Source organism: Streptomyces sp. NBC_00353 (genome assembly GCF_036108815.1).
GTDB lineage: Bacteria > Actinomycetota > Actinomycetes > Streptomycetales > Streptomycetaceae > Streptomyces.
This window is the reverse complement of sequence record NZ_CP107985.1, coordinates 8,678,527-8,695,670: the sequence shown is the minus strand read 5'-3', so window position 1 is coordinate 8,695,670 and position 17,144 is coordinate 8,678,527. Positions and strand designations below refer to the sequence as shown.

Annotated in this window: 15 protein-coding genes; 3 read left to right on the top strand and 12 right to left on the bottom strand. The window is 69.5% G+C overall.

Annotated elements, in window-relative coordinates; genetic code table 11:
* Nucleotides 1-70 precede the first annotated feature (70 nt).
* Nucleotides 71-1,585: a hypothetical protein gene (locus OHA88_RS39160; protein WP_443044327.1), complete on the top strand. Its 1,515-nt coding sequence runs from the start codon at nucleotides 71-73 to the stop codon at nucleotides 1,583-1,585.
* Here the strand turns inward: OHA88_RS39160 and OHA88_RS39155 are convergent.
* From OHA88_RS39155 to OHA88_RS39145, 3 genes are read right to left on the bottom strand one after another with little or no spacing between them, the layout of a single operon-like run.
* Entirely contained in the window at nucleotides 1,554-2,798 is a 1,245-nt protein-coding gene (locus tag OHA88_RS39155) for a hypothetical protein (protein WP_328629016.1), read from the bottom strand. The genes OHA88_RS39160 and OHA88_RS39155 overlap by 32 nt on opposite strands.
* The gene (locus OHA88_RS39150) at nucleotides 2,795-4,486 is read right to left on the bottom strand and encodes a lipopolysaccharide biosynthesis protein (protein WP_328629015.1); all 1,692 of its coding nucleotides are present in this window, start codon (nucleotides 4,484-4,486) and stop codon (nucleotides 2,795-2,797) included. Before OHA88_RS39150 ends, OHA88_RS39155 begins: the two co-directional genes overlap by 4 nt.
* On the bottom strand, nucleotides 4,483-5,745 hold the full coding sequence (locus tag OHA88_RS39145; RefSeq protein ID WP_328629014.1) for a glycosyltransferase: 1,263 nt from the start codon (nucleotides 5,743-5,745) through the stop codon (nucleotides 4,483-4,485). The genes OHA88_RS39150 and OHA88_RS39145 overlap by 4 nt, the downstream gene beginning before the upstream one ends.
* 213 nt (nucleotides 5,746-5,958) lie before the next feature.
* Between OHA88_RS39145 and OHA88_RS39140 the strand changes: the two genes are divergently transcribed.
* Nucleotides 5,959-6,408, top strand: coding sequence for an adenylyltransferase/cytidyltransferase family protein (locus OHA88_RS39140; RefSeq protein ID WP_267006845.1), 450 nt, complete (start codon nucleotides 5,959-5,961; stop codon nucleotides 6,406-6,408).
* On the opposite strand, the gene OHA88_RS39135 is transcribed toward OHA88_RS39140, so the two are convergent.
* Nucleotides 6,374-7,105, bottom strand: coding sequence for a CDP-alcohol phosphatidyltransferase family protein (locus tag OHA88_RS39135; RefSeq protein ID WP_328629013.1), 732 nt, complete (start codon nucleotides 7,103-7,105; stop codon nucleotides 6,374-6,376). The genes OHA88_RS39140 and OHA88_RS39135 overlap by 35 nt on opposite strands.
* Nucleotides 7,106-7,236: 131 nt before the next feature.
* Nucleotides 7,237-7,929, bottom strand: coding sequence for a ribonuclease H family protein (locus OHA88_RS39130; protein WP_328629012.1), 693 nt, complete (start codon nucleotides 7,927-7,929; stop codon nucleotides 7,237-7,239).
* 141 nt (nucleotides 7,930-8,070) lie between these two features.
* On the opposite strand from OHA88_RS39130, the gene OHA88_RS39125 reads away from it, so the two are divergent.
* On the top strand, nucleotides 8,071-8,259 hold the full coding sequence (locus OHA88_RS39125; protein WP_030973195.1) for a DUF6381 family protein: 189 nt from the start codon (nucleotides 8,071-8,073) through the stop codon (nucleotides 8,257-8,259).
* Nucleotides 8,260-8,460: 201 nt separating this feature from the next.
* On the opposite strand, the gene OHA88_RS39120 is transcribed toward OHA88_RS39125, so the two are convergent.
* The 7 genes from OHA88_RS39120 to OHA88_RS39090 all read right to left on the bottom strand — a co-directional run bounded on the left by OHA88_RS39120 (nucleotide 8,461) and on the right by OHA88_RS39090 (nucleotide 17,124).
* Nucleotides 8,461-8,691 carry a DUF6296 family protein gene (locus OHA88_RS39120; RefSeq protein WP_267006842.1) on the bottom strand — a complete coding sequence of 77 codons (231 nt, stop codon included), beginning with the start codon at nucleotides 8,689-8,691 and terminating at the stop codon, nucleotides 8,461-8,463.
* Nucleotides 8,692-8,798: 107 nt separating this feature from the next.
* Nucleotides 8,799-9,509: a TetR/AcrR family transcriptional regulator gene (locus OHA88_RS39115; RefSeq protein ID WP_328629011.1), complete on the bottom strand. Its 711-nt coding sequence runs from the start codon at nucleotides 9,507-9,509 to the stop codon at nucleotides 8,799-8,801.
* Between the two features lie 71 nt (nucleotides 9,510-9,580).
* On the bottom strand, nucleotides 9,581-10,759 hold the full coding sequence (locus OHA88_RS39110; protein ID WP_328629010.1) for a low temperature requirement protein A: 1,179 nt from the start codon (nucleotides 10,757-10,759) through the stop codon (nucleotides 9,581-9,583).
* Nucleotides 10,760-10,914: 155 nt separating this feature from the next.
* Complete coding sequence (locus tag OHA88_RS39105; protein ID WP_328629009.1) at nucleotides 10,915-12,174, bottom strand: arginine deiminase; 1,260 nt, start codon at nucleotides 12,172-12,174, stop codon at nucleotides 10,915-10,917.
* A 48-nt stretch (nucleotides 12,175-12,222) separates the two neighbouring features.
* Nucleotides 12,223-13,686 (bottom strand): basic amino acid/polyamine antiporter, encoded by a 1,464-nt coding sequence (locus OHA88_RS39100; RefSeq protein WP_328629008.1) that lies wholly within the window; start codon nucleotides 13,684-13,686, stop codon nucleotides 12,223-12,225.
* 42 nt (nucleotides 13,687-13,728) lie between these two features.
* The gene (locus tag OHA88_RS39095; protein ID WP_328629007.1) at nucleotides 13,729-14,088 is read right to left on the bottom strand and encodes a hypothetical protein; all 360 of its coding nucleotides are present in this window, start codon (nucleotides 14,086-14,088) and stop codon (nucleotides 13,729-13,731) included.
* Between the two features lie 225 nt (nucleotides 14,089-14,313).
* A complete protein-coding gene (locus OHA88_RS39090) occupies nucleotides 14,314-17,124 on the bottom strand; it encodes a right-handed parallel beta-helix repeat-containing protein (RefSeq protein ID WP_328629006.1) in 2,811 nt (936 codons plus the stop codon).
* Between the last annotated feature and the right edge of the window lie 20 nt (nucleotides 17,125-17,144).

Genomic DNA, 17,144 nt, shown 5'->3' with positions numbered 1-17,144 from the left:
ATAGTCATCCTGATTACCCCAAGTGGGTTGATTCGTTAGAGTGTTCACCGGTCCACGGAACGGGGGGCGTATGACGTCCGTGCACGAGACGGCGCCGCCCGTACCCGTACGGCGGGGCGGCCGGGCCGAGCAGGTCCAGCCGCCGGCGAGGCCGATGTCCTGGGCGATGCTCTCCCGGGCGCTGGCCGTGCCCCTCATCCTCGGCCTGGTCTGCTTCCTGCCCGCGGTGATCGCCGCCCAGCCGGGCACCGGCGTCCGTGACAACGCGTACTGGCTGCAGCTCGTGCTGACCTGCTACGCGGGGGCGCGGCTGGCCACGATGATCCTGTCCACCGGGCGCCGGCTCCTGCAGGGCGTCTTCTGGATGTTCGTGTACATCGCCATGGGGGTGGCTCCGTTCGCCCAGGCGGTCATCGGGCAGACGCCGACCCCCATGGTGGGGCCCCGGTCCGACCTGGTGACGGCGATCTCGCTGATCCTGGTGGGCTGCGCGGCCTTCGACCTCGGAGCGCTGCTCGCGTCCCGGCGGCCGCTGCGCCGTCGTGCGGCAGCGCGCAGCGGCGGGGGCCCGGCCACCGCGAACCGGATCAGGCTCCGGCTGCTGGTGCTGCTCGCGTTCGCGGCGAGCGGTTATTACGTCCTGAAGCTCGGCGGGCCCGCCATCTTCTTCACCAGCCGCCAGGAGATCAGCGCCTCGGTCGCGGTCAGTTCGGTGACGGCGTCCCAGTCCAATGTGGGTTCGGCGTTCCTCAAGGGGTTCGGAACGGTACCTGCGCTGCTGGCGCTGCTGTTCTACACCCGCCGTCTGGTGACTTCCCGGCAGGCGCGTCGCTCCCCCTCGACGGTTCTGGTCTGGATCGCGCTCGCGATCCTCAACATCATCGTCAACAACCCCATCTCCAACGCCCGTTACTGGTTCCTGACGGTGCTGGTCTCGCTTCTGTTCACCGCGTTCCCGAGCAGCGCCGCGATGTACCGGTCGGTGCTCGCGATGGGGGTGGTGGGGGCGCTGGTGCTGTTCCCGTACGCGGACCGCTTCCGGTACGACGACGCCGGGTACCGGCCGGTGCAGTCGTCGTCGGTCTTCGAACCGCTGGCGACGAAGGACTACGACCAGACGGTGATGTTCGCGAACACCATCTCCTGGGTCGACACCCGCGGCCACACATACGGACGCCAACTGGCGGGCTCCGCCCTGTTCTTCGTACCGCGGGCGGTGTGGAGCGGCAAGCCGGAGGACACCGGGGTCCGGGTCGGCCAGTGGATGGGGATGAACATGACCAACCTCTCGGCGCCGATGTGGACCGAGTTGTGGGTCGACTTCGGCGCCGCGGGAATGGTCGGCGGGCTCGCACTGATCGGGTACGCTGCCGCGCGCACCGACCGCCGTTACGCGCGCGCGGTCTCCCGGGAGGGCTCCGGGCCCGGCAGCGTCCTGGCAATCGCGGCACCGCTGATCGCCGGGTACACCTTCATCCTGCTGCGCGGACCGCTGCTGCAGTCCGTCGGGAAGCTGGCCATCGGGGTACTCTGCCTGCTGCTCGTCACGAGCTTCAGGGGCCGGAGCGGACCACGGACACGCTGACCGGCGCCTGCTCCGGTGCCGAGCGGCGGCGCAGCCGGGCCACCCTGATCCAGGTCGCGACGGCCTTGCAGACGGAGCCCAGGCACAGCCCCCAGGCCGCGCCGGGCACGCCGCCGAGTACGTAACCGCCCGCCAGGAAGGCGACGGCAGCCAGCGAGAACACCACCTGGATGGAGAGAGTGGTGCGCGGGTCGAGCATCCGGAGCGCCAGCAGCCCGCAGGTGCCGACCGCCATCGCCGTGTACTGGCTGCCGGTCGCCGGCAGCAGGGCCGACGCCGTGGGCCAGGTGTCACCGAGCAGATGACGGCCCACCCCGTCGGGCAGCAGGGCGAGCGCGGTCGCCCAGGCGGCGGCGGTCGCCGCAAGGACCGCCGCCAGACCCGCGGTGGCGCGTACCCGCCGCCGCTCGGAGCCGAGCCGTCCGAGCAGTGGCGGGCCGAAGCTGGTGGCGGAGGTGAACAGCACGTTGAGCGGCCCGAAGAGCGTGGTCGCACCGCGCAGCGCCCCCACCACCAGCGGGTTGCCGAACACGCCGAGTCCGAGGACGGAGAGCTGGCTGGTCGCGTTCCCCACACCGAACTCCACGACGAACCGCTGCCCGAGGTGTCCTCGCTTCAGCAGGACCGACAGCCGCAGTGGTGTGCCGGCCACCTCGCGGTGCAGCAGGGCGGCGGACAGCAGCAGCGCCGGCAGGGCCGACAGCCCCCAGACTGCGACGAGCCGCGCGGCCGGGGCGCCGTGCGGCTGGACGGCCAGGGCACCCAGGACACAGACCAGCCGCAGTACGTCGGCGGTCAGCGCAAGGTGCGGCAGTTGGAGCGTGGAGAAGGCATAGCGCATGGCGTCCTGCCCGAGGACGACGGGCAGGACGAGCCCCAGCATCAGCAGGGCGCGCGCCGTGTCCCCGGGCACGAACAGACAGCCCGCGGCGAGCAGGGCGCCGAGCGCCGCCGCGACGACCAGAGTGAAGACGACCGCCGACCGGCAGGCGCCGCGCACGTCGTCGTTGCGTCCGCGCCGCAGCACGAGTGGCTGCCCGGTGTAGGCGCCGGAGACACCCAGCAGCACCGTGAAGACGAGATAGACCGACGAGAAGCGGGCGAACCCGTCGACGGTGGAGAGCCGGGCGGCCGCCACCAGCACCAGGATGTTGGTGAGTGCCGCCACCCCCTGATCGGCGACGGAGCTGACGATCGCGGTGCGTGCTCTCACCTGCGGGCTGCGGGGGTGTCGAAGGTGCGCAGGCCCAGCGTTTCGGTGGGGTCGCCGGTGTGTTCCGGACCGTCGGGTCCGCCCCGGCCGTCCTGGCCGTCGGTGCCCTGCCGCCCCCCGCCGTTGCGGCGCCTGCTGGACTTCTTGCGGGATCTGCGCTCGATGCGGCCCTGACCCGGGTGGAGCAGGGTGCCGAGGACGGAGCCTCCGGCCGCGCCGATGATCTCGCGGATCCGCTCCAGGTCGCTGCGGTGCACCTCGCGGGGATCGCAGACCACGACGACGCCCTCGACCCGGTCGATCAGCGCGACGGCGTCGGCGTACGACAGCACGGGCGGGGCCAGCACGATGACCACGGCGCCGGGGCGGTCGGCCTCGGCGACGATGCGGCTGACGGGCGCCGAGGTCAGGGCGCGCGGCACATTGTCGACGCGGCGGCCCGCGATCAGGGTGAAGGCGCCGGAGCCGGGCACATCCACATTGGTGCGGCTGTCCGACGGCCAGGTGCGGTCGTCGCCCTCGGCGGCCCACCGGGGCCGGCCCTGTACGGCCGAGCCGAGGTCGCGGGCCAGTGCCGGGGTGCGCAGATCGGCCTCGACGAGGAGCACGTCGCGGCCCATCTCGGCGAAGGCGGCTGCCAGGTTGACCGCCGCGGCGGCAGCCGCGGAGTTGTCGCCGCGCGGGGCGGTGACCAGGAGCCGGCGGCGCTGCTCGAACGACGGGTCGTAGGCGAGCCGGAACGCCACCGCCCGGTACTCCTCGGCCAGTCGGCTGCCGCTGCGGCCGATGGCGAGCAGCGTGCCGGCGGAGCCGCGCTCCCTGGGGAGGGTGCCCAGCAGCGGGGCGCCGAGCGAGCGGACCAGTTCGCGGGTGGAGCGGACGGCCGGGTCGAAGACGAGGCGCACCCAGGACAGCAGCAGACCGAGCGCGAGTCCGACGACGCCGCCGAGCCCGAGCAGCAGGGGCAGTCCCGCCCCGGTGGGCTTCTCCGGCGCGACGGGCTTCTTGTTGAGGTAGCCGGGCGTGGTGTCGAGCGCACGCAACTCCGATATTTTCCGGCTCAGTTCGGAGATCGCGACGACCAGGTTGGCCCGGGCGCTGGTCACGTCGTCACCGCTGGCGCCGGCCGATTCGGCCAGCTTGTCGCGCTGCTCGGTGAGCGGCTTCAGCTGGGCACGGTAGCCGGCGACCATGTTGTCGATGCTGTTCTCGGTGCGCTCCCTGCGAATCTGCAGGTAGGCGTCGGCGAGCGCCTCGGCCCGCCGTTTGGCCAGCGCGGGGGTGCGGCCGGTGTAGGAGAAGCGCAGGACGAGGGTGTTCGGCGGGTTGGTGACCTGGAGTCCGGAGAGCAGCTTCCCGACCTCCACCCGGTCGTCGCGTTCCGCCAGGGAGCGGGCGGCGATGGTGCCGACCGCGTCGCTGACGGCGGTCTGCCGTTCGGAGCCGATGTTGATGCCCTTGTCGGCGGAGGCGCCGGTGGCGAAGGGGTCCGAGGTGGCGGAGCGTACGAACACCTCGCCGGTGGCCGTGTAGCTCGCATCGCCGCTGAGCGCGAGCCAGCCGCCGCCGAGCAACCCCACGACCACGCCGGAGGCGAGGAGCGCCCGGTAGCGCAGGAGCTGTCTGAACTGGTCGCGCAGCAGCGCGGGTTCGTCCTGGTCCTCCAGGGCGCGGATCGGATGTGTCATCGGTGTGGTCTCCCTTGCGCGTCCGCGAGGACCTCGGTGAGCAGGGCGTCGAACCGGGCGAGGCCCGCTTCGCGGCTGAGGTGACGTGCGACGTACTCCGGTCCACGGGCGCCGAGCGTGTCCGCCTCGGCCGGCCCGTCGACAAGCTTCCTTACGGCTGCCAGCAGCGCGCCGGGGTCCTCGGGTGCGACGAGGACTCCGGCGCCGGAGCGGCGCACCTCCTGGGCGGTACCTCCCTCGTCGGCCACCGAGGCGACGACGGGTCGGCCGGAGACGAAGTACGAGGTGAGTTTGGACGGGACGCTCATGTCGAGCACGGACGCGCGCTGCGTCACGGCGAGCACGTCCGCGGCGGCGAGCACGTCGGTGAACTCGTCGGCACCGGCGGGCGGCAGGAAGTCGAGGTTGGGCAGGCCCGCTGCGCGCGTGCGCAGCGCCTCGCGCTGGTTGCCGTCGCCCATCAGGACGATGCGTACCTCCGGGGCCAGCCTGGCCGCGTCCACGAGGACTTCCAGGCCCTGTTTGAGGCCCATGTTCCCGGAGTGCAGCACGATCGGTGTCCCCTCGCGCCAGCCGAGCCGGGCGCGGGTGGCGGCCCGATCGGCCGAAGGGCTCTGCACATGGGTCCAGTTGGGGACGAGCCGGATACGGGACGGGTCCACGCCGTAGGCGGTGACGCGGGGGAAGAAGCTCTCGTGAATGACGCCGACGAGGGCGGCGGCACGGAGCGCGTACCGTTCGGCCCTGGCGGCGACGGCCGCTGCCCGGTCCCCGCCGCGGATGCCGCTCTGCGCGGCCGCGGCGCCCATCAGGTCCTGCACGACGGGTATGTAGGGGACCCGGTGGCGGCGGGCCAGCCGGGCACCGATGACACCGCCGGCAAGGCTCGGCATCTGCGAGATCACCGCGTCGGGCCGTGACCCCGGTGGTGCCAGCAGGCCGTGGGCGAGGACTGTCGCTTCGAAGGCTCCTCTGCGCAGGGCGGTCTGACGGGGCGGCACATAGTGCCTTCGCCGGTGGACGGCAACACCCGCGCGGCTCTCCACGGTCCGCCACACGCCCCGGTACTCGGCCTCCGTGCGCCAGGACGGGTAGTGCGGCATGCCGGTCAGCACATGGGTCTCGGCCCCGGACGCGGCCCAGTGCTCGGCGAGCTGGGCAGCGTAGGGACCGATTCCGGTCAGTTCCGGCGCGTAGTTGGTCGAGACCACGAGGAGCCTACGGCCCTCGAACGGCTTGTGATGATCAGCATCGGACATCGGACGATCGCCTTCCCCCCGGTACAGCCTCTGTTCCCTCCAGGGAACAACCCCAAAAGTGAGCTTATCCGTTCACGTGATGCGCAAGTGGTCTTCACAGTAAGGTCATTGCACCATCAACACCGATACCGATATCCCGCAGGACCGGATGCCATGTCCGGACACCTGAATCCGGGACAAGGACGTCACGTTCACCGTGGGGGGAGAGAACGGATGGTGCACAGGGTCGGCTACGCGCCGGGGGTCTACGACCTGTTCCATGTAGGACACCTGAACATCCTGCGGCACGCCCGCAGCCAGTGCGACTACCTGGTGGCAGGGGTCGTCTCGGACGAGATGGCCGCGCTCGCCAAAGGCCACAAGCCGGTGATTCCACTGCCGGAGCGGCTGGAGATCGTCCGCAGCGTGCGCTACGTGGACGCGGCGTTCGTCGAGACCGTGCCCGACAAGGTCGAGACGTGGCAGCAGGTCAGGTTCGACGTCATCTTCAAGGGGGACGACTGGCGGGGCACGGAGAAGGGGAAACGGCTCGAGCGCGACTTCGCCGAAGTCGGCGTGGAGGTCGTCTACTTCCCGTACACCGTGCACACGTCCAGTACCCAGCTGCGCCGGGCACTGGACACGCTCGTCAGCCCGCCGCCCGGAGCGCTTTCAGCTCCCTGAACCACTTGACGAGGAAAGCCACCAGGAACAACGCGTGCACGACGGCGAGTACGGCATAGCCGACACGGAACGCGACCTCGTCTCCGAGCAGCAGGAACACCAGGCAGAACACCCCGTAGTCCGCGGGAAGCAGCGCCACGGCCCGCACCCGGGACACCGGGGCCGTGGCGCTGCCGGGCGGCGCGGGGCGGGCGGCGGCCTTGCCGAGCTGTTCGCGCAGCAGACCGGCACAGAAGGTCAGCACGGCGACGAACAGGAAGCCCAGCGGCAGCAGCAGCCAGCCCTCGCCGGGCAGCTGGAAGAACCGGTGGAACGAGATCAGAACGGCGGTGTGTACGAGGATCATCTTGCCGCAGTCCACGACATGGTCCAGCCACTCACCGTCGGGCCCGCCCCGCCCGGTCAGCCTGGCGAGCTGCCCGTCGGCCGAGTCGAAGGCGAAGCCGACCACCAGAGCGGCGTACACGACGGCCGCGAGCCCCCAGGACGGACGGACCAGCGCCACCGACGCGATGGCGGCGTAGGTGAAGGCAGCGCTGACCAGTGTCACTTGATTGGGCGTCAGCCCAAATCGGTAGGCGCCGGCCGCGAGGACCCGCCCGGCCGGACGGTTCACGTACCGCGAATAGAGCGACACACCTTTGGCGGTCTTCTGTGCGCCGCGCAACTCGCGCAGCACCGTGCCTGTGGATCCCATACGCCCCCCAGCGTCCAGCCGTTCCCGCAGCGTCGGCGGATCACCGCGGACGCTGCGGTCGGAGCCGCATCATGGCACGGAGAGCCCCTGTTACGGGGCTACTCCCGGCGTCGGACCGGCAGACGGCCGCCTCAGGCGGGCGCGGTACGGCACTCGGGGTGGCCCCAGCCGTTCGGGTTCTTGGCAATCATGTCCTTGGCCGCGTAGGGCTTTCCGCAGTGGCAGCGCCCCGCGAACCTGGCCCGGATGGTGCCCCCGGTGCGCGCGGGGCGTGCCGTACCGTCCGTCTTCTTCGCCGCGGTACCGCCGGTCCGGCCCCCGGACGCCCGGGCAGGGGCGGGGGTCGGCAGCGGGGAGCCATGTGCGGAACCGGCCGCCCGCTGCGCGACGGCGGCCTCGCTGGCCGCCTGGTCGGCAAGGGCGTTGAGCGGGTCTCCGTCCACCTGGTGGGCGGGCACGTAGACGAAGTTCACGGTCCGGCCGCTGAGCAACGCGTCGATGCGGGCCACCAGATCGCGGTTGGCCACGGGTTTGCCGGCCGAGGTCTTCCACCCGTTGCGCTTCCACCCCGGCAGCCACTTCGTGACCGCGTTCATGGCGTACTGCGAATCCATCCGGACCTCGATCTCCGCGCCCGGGTCGGTGGACTCCAGCAGCTCCTGGAGCGCGGTGAGTTCGGCGATGTTGTTGGTGGCGGTGCCCAGCGGCCCCGCCTCCCAACGCTCAGGGCTCCCCTGCGCATCGGCCACGACCCATGCCCAGGCCGCAGGCCCCGGATTACCCTTCGATGCCCCGTCACACGCGGCGATGATGCGCTCGTTCATGCCCCCGATCATGCCAGCGTCCAGCCTGCCCACGGCCGCGCAGCCCTGACGGTAACGGAGCGTAACGCTTCGGAATGCGGAGAGCCCGCGACGCTGGTTCTCTGATGGAGCCCGCTCTTCCCTAGCGTCCAAGGAGTGACGATGAGCGTTGCAGGCGAAACCAGTGGCCGAGCCCAGCAGATGCGCGAGAAGGCCAAGCACATGACCGAGGCCGCGGAGCGCGCCACCGACCCCGAGCAGCGTCAACGGCTCGAGGAGAAGGCTCGGAAGCTGCAGGAGCAGAGCGAGCAGCTCAGCAACATGAGCGGCGAGACGCGCCCGCACAAGTAGGACCTCACCACGCACAGGCCGATGGTTTCGCCGCTCCGTCCATGAGTGGGCGACGAACCATCGGCCTGTGCCGTTGGTTCCGGCTTGTGCCGTCGGCCACTTCCCGCGGAAGGAAGGCAATTTGACGGGCTGCCAGGTAAGGGGTGCGAACAAAAAAGGGTCCACTCGGGGAGACGGGCTCTGCGCCACGCACGGGGTTGCTCAGTGTTCGCTGACCGCACGAACCAGCGGTGAGCCGAGCACCTGGTGGCCGCCACTGGCCATCATCCGCACCTCGCCGTTGTCGCTGATCTCCGCGCGTACGATGCCTGTCTCGTCCTCGTAGATGGGGTAACCGCCGGCTCCCTCCCGCGCGGTCCGCCGAACAATCACGGCGTCGTCCTCGACGGCAGATGCTTGAAATACCAGCTCGTAACTTTCCGGGTAATCCATGAGGGGCTCCGCCCAATGATCTTCGGCGGCGAGTCCGCTGCCTGCGCCTTCCATTGTCACCCACCCCCGCGCACTGTGCCTCAAGAGCATCTGGAGGCCCATGACCCTCAGGGCGGCAGCGCAGCCTCGTCCGATCCCCGAGTGCCTCGGATGATCAGCCCCTCGATGATCGCGTCGAGTTCGTCGGCGACCGTGTAGTCGGCGGCGTAGGCGCGCCACCGGTCCTTGATCTCGGTGAGCCGCGGCAGCTCCTCCGCGTCCTCCTCGGTGATCATCTCGGGGAAGTAGCGCCTGCTCGGCGGGTGCTCCGCACGGCGAGCGGCGGCCCTGCGGAAGATCAGGTCGCCGTAGATGTACTGCCATATCGTCCAGCAGGCACGTACCGCCCGGGCCGGGGAGAGACCGCACCTCTGGGCGCAGTCGAGGATTTCCTCCACCATCCACAGGGCGTCTCTGTCTGTGAGCTCGCCCAGCGCCAGGACGTCGAGCACCCACGGGATCCGGCTGAGGACCTCATGCGCGTGCACAGAGACCGCGAGCAGCCGCGCGCGCGGGTCCTCGGGCAGTTCGGGGCGCGGCAGGGCGCCCGCGGTCCCGGACAGGGTGAGCATCAGCAGCTCGTCCTTGTCGCGTACGTAGTGGTAGAGCGCCATCGGCGTGCTGCCGAGCTCCTTCGCCACCCGTCTCATGCTCAGGGCGTCCAGGCCCTCCTCCTCGAGGATGCGACGCGCGGTGGCGACCATCGTGTCGGGGTCCAGCCTGCGCGGCCGTCCCATGGACCGCCTGCCTGCCGCCTGCTTCTTCTCTGCACCCGACACGTCTCCATTGTCCCTCGTACCTCCCCCGCTACCGCTTTTTCTGTACGTGTATGACAATGCGCCTGCGCGGGTCAGGCGTGGGTCCGCACGCGCAGTCGGGCACCCGCATCCGACACGCATCCGATCTGCCAGACCACCGCTGCGGCCAGTCCCCAGACCAGCCCCACCGCACCGAAGTGGCCGGCGAATCCGGCGAGCGCGAGCGTCAGCAGCAGGCAGGGCAGCGCCCAGGCGAGGGTCTGCTCCCATGGCGCATCGGCCACCGCCGCGGCCAGCACTCCGACACCGAAGTACACGGCAAGGCCCGCGCACAGCAGCCAGCGGGCCTCGTCCGGGGCGGGGCCGTGCGGATGCGCGATGGCCAGCCCCAGTCCTGCGGCCAGGACAGCGATCGTGCAGGTTGTCACACAGTGCAGCGTCAGGGTGACCCGCACCGGTAGGTCGTCCGGGCCGAGCTTCGGCACGCCGCCGGAGCCGTGCAGCAGTGACATGCTCCACAGCGCGACGAGCAGCACGAATGAACCGGTCGCGACGCCGGCCATGGGTACGTCCCAGACGGTGTCCGCAGCTGCCGAGGTGATCCGGACGACCCCCTCGCCCAGCACGATGATGACGAAGAGGCCCAGCCGCTCCACCATGTGCGGCACGTCTGAGTAGGCCGCCTCGATGACCGGCAGCCGATCGGAGTGCCCTCGCTTCCTGACGACGCGCTGCACCCGTTCCTGCGCGTCTCGGAGCATGCGGCTGCCCGAGGCGGTGAGCATGATCAGCAGGTCGAACGCGAGGCCGAGAGCCCACAGCCAGTACCGCAGCGGGGCATCCACCCACAGCGAGAGGATCCAGGGCAGCGTCCCGCCGCCCACCTGGGCGAGCGGCCAGTCCACCACGACCTGTCCGGGCCGCCAGAGCCGGCCGGACAGCCAGCGCAGAAAGACGTACGCGATCGCGAACGCCAGGGCGTGGTCGGTACGGATACCGGGAACGGCCGCGACCATGACGGCCAGCCCGAACATCCCCAGCAGGAAGCCGGGCGTCCAGGCTCGGCTTCCCTCGACGTTCCCGTAGACGGTGAAGCAGGCCCACGCGATCCAGAAAGCGAGATAGAGCACTACGTACAGGCCGAGGTCGGCGACTGTCGGGCTGTCGTGCAACAGGTGCGAGAGCTGGAGGACACCAGCGACGACGACCAGGTCGAAGAAGAGCTCGATCCAGGAGGCATGCCGCTGGGCGGGCGGCTGACGTGTACTCATGAGGGAATCATGGGCCAGGTGTTCCGCTCCTCGACGCAGGCGACCACGCCTCGCGGCCGCCGTGTGCCCCCACGCTCCGGCCCGTGCCGCCGACGGAACGGGCCGGGGAGCACAAACGTCTGCGTGAGAGATCGCCCGCAGCGGGCGAGCCGGTGTCAGAAGTCGACGGCTTCGCGGATGAGCGGGCAGGTCATGCAGTGGCCGCCGCCACGCCCACGGCCGAGTTCGGCGCCGACGATAGTGATGACTTCGACCCCTGCCTGGCGCAGGAGGGTGTTGGTCTGTGTGTTGCGGTCGTAGGTGAAGACGACGCCGGGCTCCAGGGCGACGGCGTTGTTGCCGCTGTCCCACTGCTGCCGCTCGGAGGCGTACACATCGCCGCCGGTCTCGATCACCCGCAGGCCGGGCAGGCCCAGCGCCTTGGCCACGACATCGACGAACGCTGCCGATCCCTCGTCGGTGATGTCGACACCGGGAGCCCTGTCGCCGGGGCGCAGGGAGAAGGTGTGGACCGCCTCCATGATCGTCGGGTAGACCGTCACGATGTCCCGGTCGGCGAACGTGAAGACGGTGTCCAGGTGCATCGCCGCACGCAGCCTGGGCATTCCCGCGACGATGACGTGCTCGGCGGCGCCGTTCCTGAAGAGTGCGGCCGCGACCTGGGTGATGGCCTGGCGGGAGGTGCGTTCGCTCATGCCCATGAGCACGACGCCGTTACCGACGGGCATGATGTCGCCGCCCTCGAACGTGGCCTGACCCCAGTCCAGTTCCGGGTCCCCCCACCACACAGTGGAGCCCATGAAGTCCGGGTGGAAGGTGTAGATGGCCTTCATCAGGAGGGTTTCGCCGTGCCGGGCGGGCCAGTAGAGCGGGTTCATGGTCACGCCGCCGTAGAGCCAGCAGGTGGTGTCACGGGTGTAGAGCGTGTTCGGCAGCGGTGGCATGAGGTACTCGCGCGCCCCGGTCGAATCACGGGCCAGGCTGACATACCCGGAGCGGAACTCGTCCGGCAGGTCCGTGGTGGCGAGACCGCCGATCAGGTACTCGGCGAGCCGGAGCGGATCGAGTGATTCCAGGAAGGCCCGTGTGTCGTCGATGAGCCCGATGCCCACCTCGTTCGCGGTGATCTTCCGGTCCAGCAGCCACGTCCGGGCCTCGGGAATCGCCATCGTCCGGGCGAGCAGATCGTGCAGTTCGACGACCTCGACCCCGCCTTGCGTGAGTTTGTCGACGAAGTCGGCGTGGTCGCGCTGGGCGTTCTCCACCCACATGACGTCGTCGAAGAGCAGGTCGTCGGAGTTGGTCGGGGTGAGTCGGCGGTGTGCCAGGCCCGGCGCGCAGACCAGTACCTTGCGCAGCCTGCCCACTTCGGAATGGACGCCGAGTGCCGGCGCGGACGTGGGTGTGTCGGTCATGGAGTGTGCCTTTCCGCATGGGGCGAGGGACGGGACGGCTGAGGCAGGTCAGAGCTCGATCCAGCCGGCCGCCAGGGCGATCACGCCCACGACGGCACCGGCGATCGAGACGGCGCAGATGACCGCTTCGGCGGGCGAGAACAGGCGCCTGTTCTGCTCCCGCCTCGCCTTGACGAACAAGAACGTCGCCGGGGCGTAGAGGATGAACGAGAGCAGTACGAACCTCAGCCCGGCGGCGTACACCAGAAACGCGGTGTAGAGCGTCGCCAGCAGGGCGATCACCAGTTCCCGGCGGGGTCCGCGCTCCACGGAACTCTCCGGGCCCGGTCCGAATGCGATCTTGACGGCGAAAGCGGCCGCAAGGAAGAACGGGATCAGGCTGAGCACGCTGGTCAGGTCGAGGGCGAAATTGAAGGCGTCGTCCGAGAACATCGTGACGACCAGGACGATCTGGCTCAGTGCGGTGGTCATGAGAAGGGCGGGAACGGGGACGTCGGCCGCGGTGGCACGGCCCAGGAAGCGGGGCATGTCGTCGTCCTTGGCCGCGACGAACAGCACCTCGGCCGCCATCAGCGTCCATGCAAGATAGGCGCCGAGCACGGAGACGATGAGCCCGACGCTGACGAAGACCTTGCCCCAGGTGCCGACCGCGGCCTGGAGTACGCCCGCCATGGAGGGCTGGCGCAGCTCGGCGATCTCACTCATCGGCAGGATTCCGTACGACACGATGGTGACCGAGGCGAAGACGGCGAAGACGCTCAGGAATCCCAGGACGGTGGCCCTGCCGACGTCCTCGCGTCGCTTGGCGTGGCGGGAGTAGACGCTGGCCCCCTCGACACCGAGGAAGACGAATACGGTCGCGAGCATGGTGCCGCGGACCTGGTGGAAGAGCGAGCCGGCGTAGTCGGCGCCGCCGAAGTTCTCCGCGAAGACGGACGGGTCGAAGTAGAAGAGGGACAGGAGGATGAAGACCAGGATGGGTACGACCTTGGCCACGGTCACCACCCGGTTGATGGCCGCCGCTTCCTTCACCCCGCGCCGGATGAGCAGGAAGAACGCCCACAGCCCGACGGAGGACAGGACGACCGCGAGGAGCGTGTCGCCGTCGCCGAGTGCGGGCGCGATGGCGCCGATCGTCGACATGATCAGCACCCAGTAGGTGACGTTGCCGACGCACGCGCTGGCCCAGTATCCGAACGCCGAGAAGAAGCCCAGGTATTCGCCGAAACCGGCTTTGGCGTAGGCGTAGACACCCGCGTCGAGGTCGGGCCTGCGCACCGCGAGGGTCTGGAACACGAACGCCAGCATCAGCATGCCGATGCCCGCGATGACCCACGAGATCAGCGCGCCGGCGACTCCGGTCTCCTCCGCGAACCGTCGTGGCAGGGAGAACACCCCGGCGCCGACCATCGAGCCGACGACCATCGTCGTCAGCGTGAACAGGGTCAGCTTGACCGCAGGCCGCCCTTCGGCCGCGGCGGACGGGGTGGTGCCGGTGTCGGAGTCGGTCATCAATTCCCTCGTCGACGCGCCCTGTGAGGGACGAACTGGCTGTTAGTGGGCCGCGGGACCGGCCGTGACCGGTACCGTCTTCTCGATCTTGAAGCCGGTGATTCCGTGCAGCGCGCTCAGGGCGGGGCTCGCGTAGTCGAAGACGGCATACGGCGGGCACGACAACGCACCCTGGCCGGCCCGCTGCACTGCGGACCGGCTGTGACCGTTCTTCATGGCGCCGAGCCCGGCGGTGATCGCGCACATGACCAGGACCACCTGGACGGCCCCGTCCAGAGCATCGGGACCGAACAGGGCGAGCGTGCCGGCCACCAGGACGGCCGGCACGACAGTGGGGACGACCGCAGCCGATGAAGGCACCCGGACCGTGCGCTCGCGCTCCGCCTGGTCATCGTCCGCCACATCAGCTCCGGTTCACACAGGGTCCCCGCCGACCGCAACACCGCACTTCCACCGAGACGGAAATCTAGTACCGTTCAATAGCTTTGTCGCGCTTTGCACCAGTTTGAACTTTATGCGGCTCTTGCTGCGCCCCTGTGCCCCAGGGCTTGCCGGCGCCCCGTTGCACGGGACGCCCTCCCTTCACGGCCCAGGGACCAGCCGTCGGCGGCCTCGCCGCCGTTCCTCTCAGCCCGTCACCTTGAAACCGTCGAGCGTGGTGTACTGCCCGCTGCGCTTCACGATCTGCACGGTGTGCTCACCCGCGGCCAGCCCCTCGATTCCGAAGATCTCGGCCTGTACCTGGCGCGTGGCAGCGGTGGTGTCCATCAACCCCTGCGACGCGCCGTCGACGAAGACCTCGACGCTGCCCTGGTCGGAGAACTTCTCACCGAGGACCGCGACTCCGGTGCCGTGGAAGGTCAGCGAGGCGGATGCTCCGTCGGCCGTCGTGTAGTGGACGTCGTCCGCCAGGTCGCCGGCGCCGCGGTTCACCGAGAGGCTCCAGTTTCCGGCATAAGCGGCGCCCGACGTGTTGTTCAGTGTCTCGGTGCCGGACGGTTTGGCGAAGGTGACCTCGGCGGCCGCCTGGTTGCGCCAGACCGCGAGCTCGACCGCGCCGCCCGCCGCAAGCCTGTTGTACGGCGTCCAGTAGCTGGTCCGGTCGGTGACCTTCCGGCCGTTGATCTCCCGGATGACGTCATTGACGCGCAGACCGCTCCGGTAGGCGTACGAATCCTCCGGCACGGTCTTGAGCACGAGGCCGTCGTAGTCGGTGAGGCCCACCGACGACTTGATCTCGTCCGAGTAGATCTGGGTCGCGGTTGCGCCGAGGAGCGGCTCGGCGAGGGATTTGTACGGATCGGCCGGTGCGGCCCGCCACTGCAGCGGCGGAGGGGTGGGCGCGCCCGCCTTGCCGAACCCGTCCATCGCGATGTTCTTGAAGCCGAGCCCGAGCGCGGGGGAGCCGGCCGCGACCGTGTAGTCGAGCTTCTTCGGGTCCGTGAACGGGTTGCTGCCGGTGAACTGCGGATCGGCGATCACCGAGCCCACGTCCAGACCCTGCGCCCGCCAGGCGTCGTTGATGTCGGCGACGCCTTTGCCGTTGTTCCAGAAGACGTTCTTGTCGATGACCGGCCTGGACTTCGCCATGTCGACACCGATCAGGTCGTACGGGTCGTCCGTGGCGAAGACGTTGTTCTCGATCACGTCGCCGTTGTCCGCGTACCAGACGTGGAAGTGTGCCCCGCCGTTGACGAAGATGTTGTTGCGCACCGTCCGGTGGAAGCCCTCGCGCAGTTTCACCCCGCCGTTGAGCAGGAGATTGTTCTCGATGAGGTAGTTCGACGATCCGTCGTCGAGGTCGATATCCCAGTGCGAGGAGTGCCAGATCCGGTTGTGCCGGATGACAGTGGTCTCCATCGCGTCGAGCTTCGCGTACGACTTCTTGGTGGCGTCGCCGGCGTTCAGCGGCCAGAAGCGGTCCCGGCCCCAGGAGTTGATCGGGCCGTGGTCGGAGGTCTCCTTCACGCAGTTGAAGATGTCGTTGTTCTCGATGACGTGGCCGCCCCAGGTGCCGTCGTTGATGTCGATGCACGCTCGCGGACCGTCGTGGATGGTGTTTCCGGAGACGGTGATCCGGCGGCTCATCGACATCTGCACGCCCGAGGTCTGCTTCTCGAACTGCCCGTTGTCGTGCATCCAGTTGTCGCGGACGACGATGTCGCGCGGGTAGTTCTCGGACTTCGGGCCCGGTGTGGTGTCCGTGATGGTCGTACGGAAGGCGTCCCAGGTGGACGGCTCCCGTACCGCGTCGGGGTTGCCGATGATCGCGACGTCCGAGGCACCGGAGTGGCTGAACTCATTGCCCGCGACGGCGTTCCTGCTGTTGGAGCCGTCGAGAAAGACGGCGTTGCCGCCCACCTGGTCGAAGCGTGAGTCGCGTACATCGACGTGCTCGGTGTTCTTGAGGTACACCGCGCCGGTCCGCGCGATGGCCCAGTCGCCGAGCTGCAGTTTCTCGTACGGGTGGTTGAAGAGGGTGCGGTGGGTCTGTGTGAGGGTGAACCCGGAGAAGGTGAGATGGCGTACCGGTCTGTCCGGCCCTTCGCCGACGACCCGGATCAGTTCATCGCGCTCGGCGGTCTCTATCCGCGCGGTGGGCAGGTCGGCGCCCTCGGGGGCGTAGAAGTAGAGCTTGCCCGCGGGCTTGTCGTAGAACCACTCGCCGGGCGCGTCCAACTCCTCGAAGATGTTCTCGACCATGCGGTACGTGGTGTGCATGCCGCTGCCGCGGTTGTTGTCGCCGACCCAGGCGAGCTGTGCCGTACCGTCCTCACTGACGCCGGTGATCCTGTACGAGTTCCCGCCCCACATGCCGTTGTGCAGGGCGCGGACCAGCCCTGTGGTGGGGTTCTTCCACGTCGCGATCCGGGCCGGGGATATGGCGTCCGCCGCCGTGCCGCCCAGGATCGCCTGCTCGGGGTCGAAGTTGGGGTAGCGGGCCAGGATCTGGCGCTTGCCGTCGAGGAATAGCTCGTCGAAGTCGAGTCCCGCGCCGATGTTCGCGACCTTGATCTTCTCGGTGTGGTCGTGCCACCGGGGGGTGAGGGTGCGACCGCCGCTGAGGACGACCTTCTCCCCGGGCGCCGCGGTGTAACTGACCGGAGCATGGGTACTGCCGGAGTCGCGGGCGTCGAATGTCAGCGTGCGCTGCAGGTGATACGTACCGCCGTGCACGACCACCCGGACCGCCACCCGCTTCGTGCGGGCCAGGGCACGGGCCGCCTTCTGGGCCCGCTCGATCGTACGGAACGGCCGAGCGGACGTTCCCGCGGCCCGGTCGCTGCCGGCCACGGAGACATGCAGGCTCACGCTCCCGACGCCTTCGGCGTGCGCGGCGGCCGTGGGCAGCAGCGTGAGACCCGCGCTCACGGCTGCCGACGTCACGACGGCCCACAATCGGTGGAACGGGCGGGACGGTTCCGATCTCCGGCTCACAGGGGCTCCTTGACGGTTCG

What these genes read in the sequence shown, in the direction of transcription:
- OHA88_RS39125 (WP_030973195.1), top strand. Translation starts at nt 8,071, where the DNA reads ATGAGCGTTGCAGGCGAAACCAGTGGCCGAGCCCAGCAGATGCGCGAG.
- OHA88_RS39145 (WP_328629014.1), bottom strand. Translation starts at nt 5,745, where the DNA reads ATGTCCGATGCTGATCATCACAAGCCGTTCGAGGGCCGTAGGCTCCTC.
- OHA88_RS39130 (WP_328629012.1), bottom strand. Translation starts at nt 7,929, where the DNA reads ATGAACGAGCGCATCATCGCCGCGTGTGACGGGGCATCGAAGGGTAAT.
- OHA88_RS39160 (WP_443044327.1), top strand. Translation starts at nt 71, where the DNA reads ATGACGTCCGTGCACGAGACGGCGCCGCCCGTACCCGTACGGCGGGGC.
- OHA88_RS39100 (WP_328629008.1), bottom strand. Translation starts at nt 13,686, where the DNA reads ATGACCGACTCCGACACCGGCACCACCCCGTCCGCCGCGGCCGAAGGG.
- OHA88_RS39150 (WP_328629015.1), bottom strand. Translation starts at nt 4,486, where the DNA reads ATGACACATCCGATCCGCGCCCTGGAGGACCAGGACGAACCCGCGCTG.
- OHA88_RS39110 (WP_328629010.1), bottom strand. Translation starts at nt 10,759, where the DNA reads ATGAGTACACGTCAGCCGCCCGCCCAGCGGCATGCCTCCTGGATCGAG.
- OHA88_RS39140 (WP_267006845.1), top strand. Translation starts at nt 5,959, where the DNA reads ATGGTGCACAGGGTCGGCTACGCGCCGGGGGTCTACGACCTGTTCCAT.
- OHA88_RS39105 (WP_328629009.1), bottom strand. Translation starts at nt 12,174, where the DNA reads ATGACCGACACACCCACGTCCGCGCCGGCACTCGGCGTCCATTCCGAA.
- OHA88_RS39135 (WP_328629013.1), bottom strand. Translation starts at nt 7,105, where the DNA reads ATGGGATCCACAGGCACGGTGCTGCGCGAGTTGCGCGGCGCACAGAAG.
- OHA88_RS39120 (WP_267006842.1), bottom strand. Translation starts at nt 8,691, where the DNA reads ATGGATTACCCGGAAAGTTACGAGCTGGTATTTCAAGCATCTGCCGTC.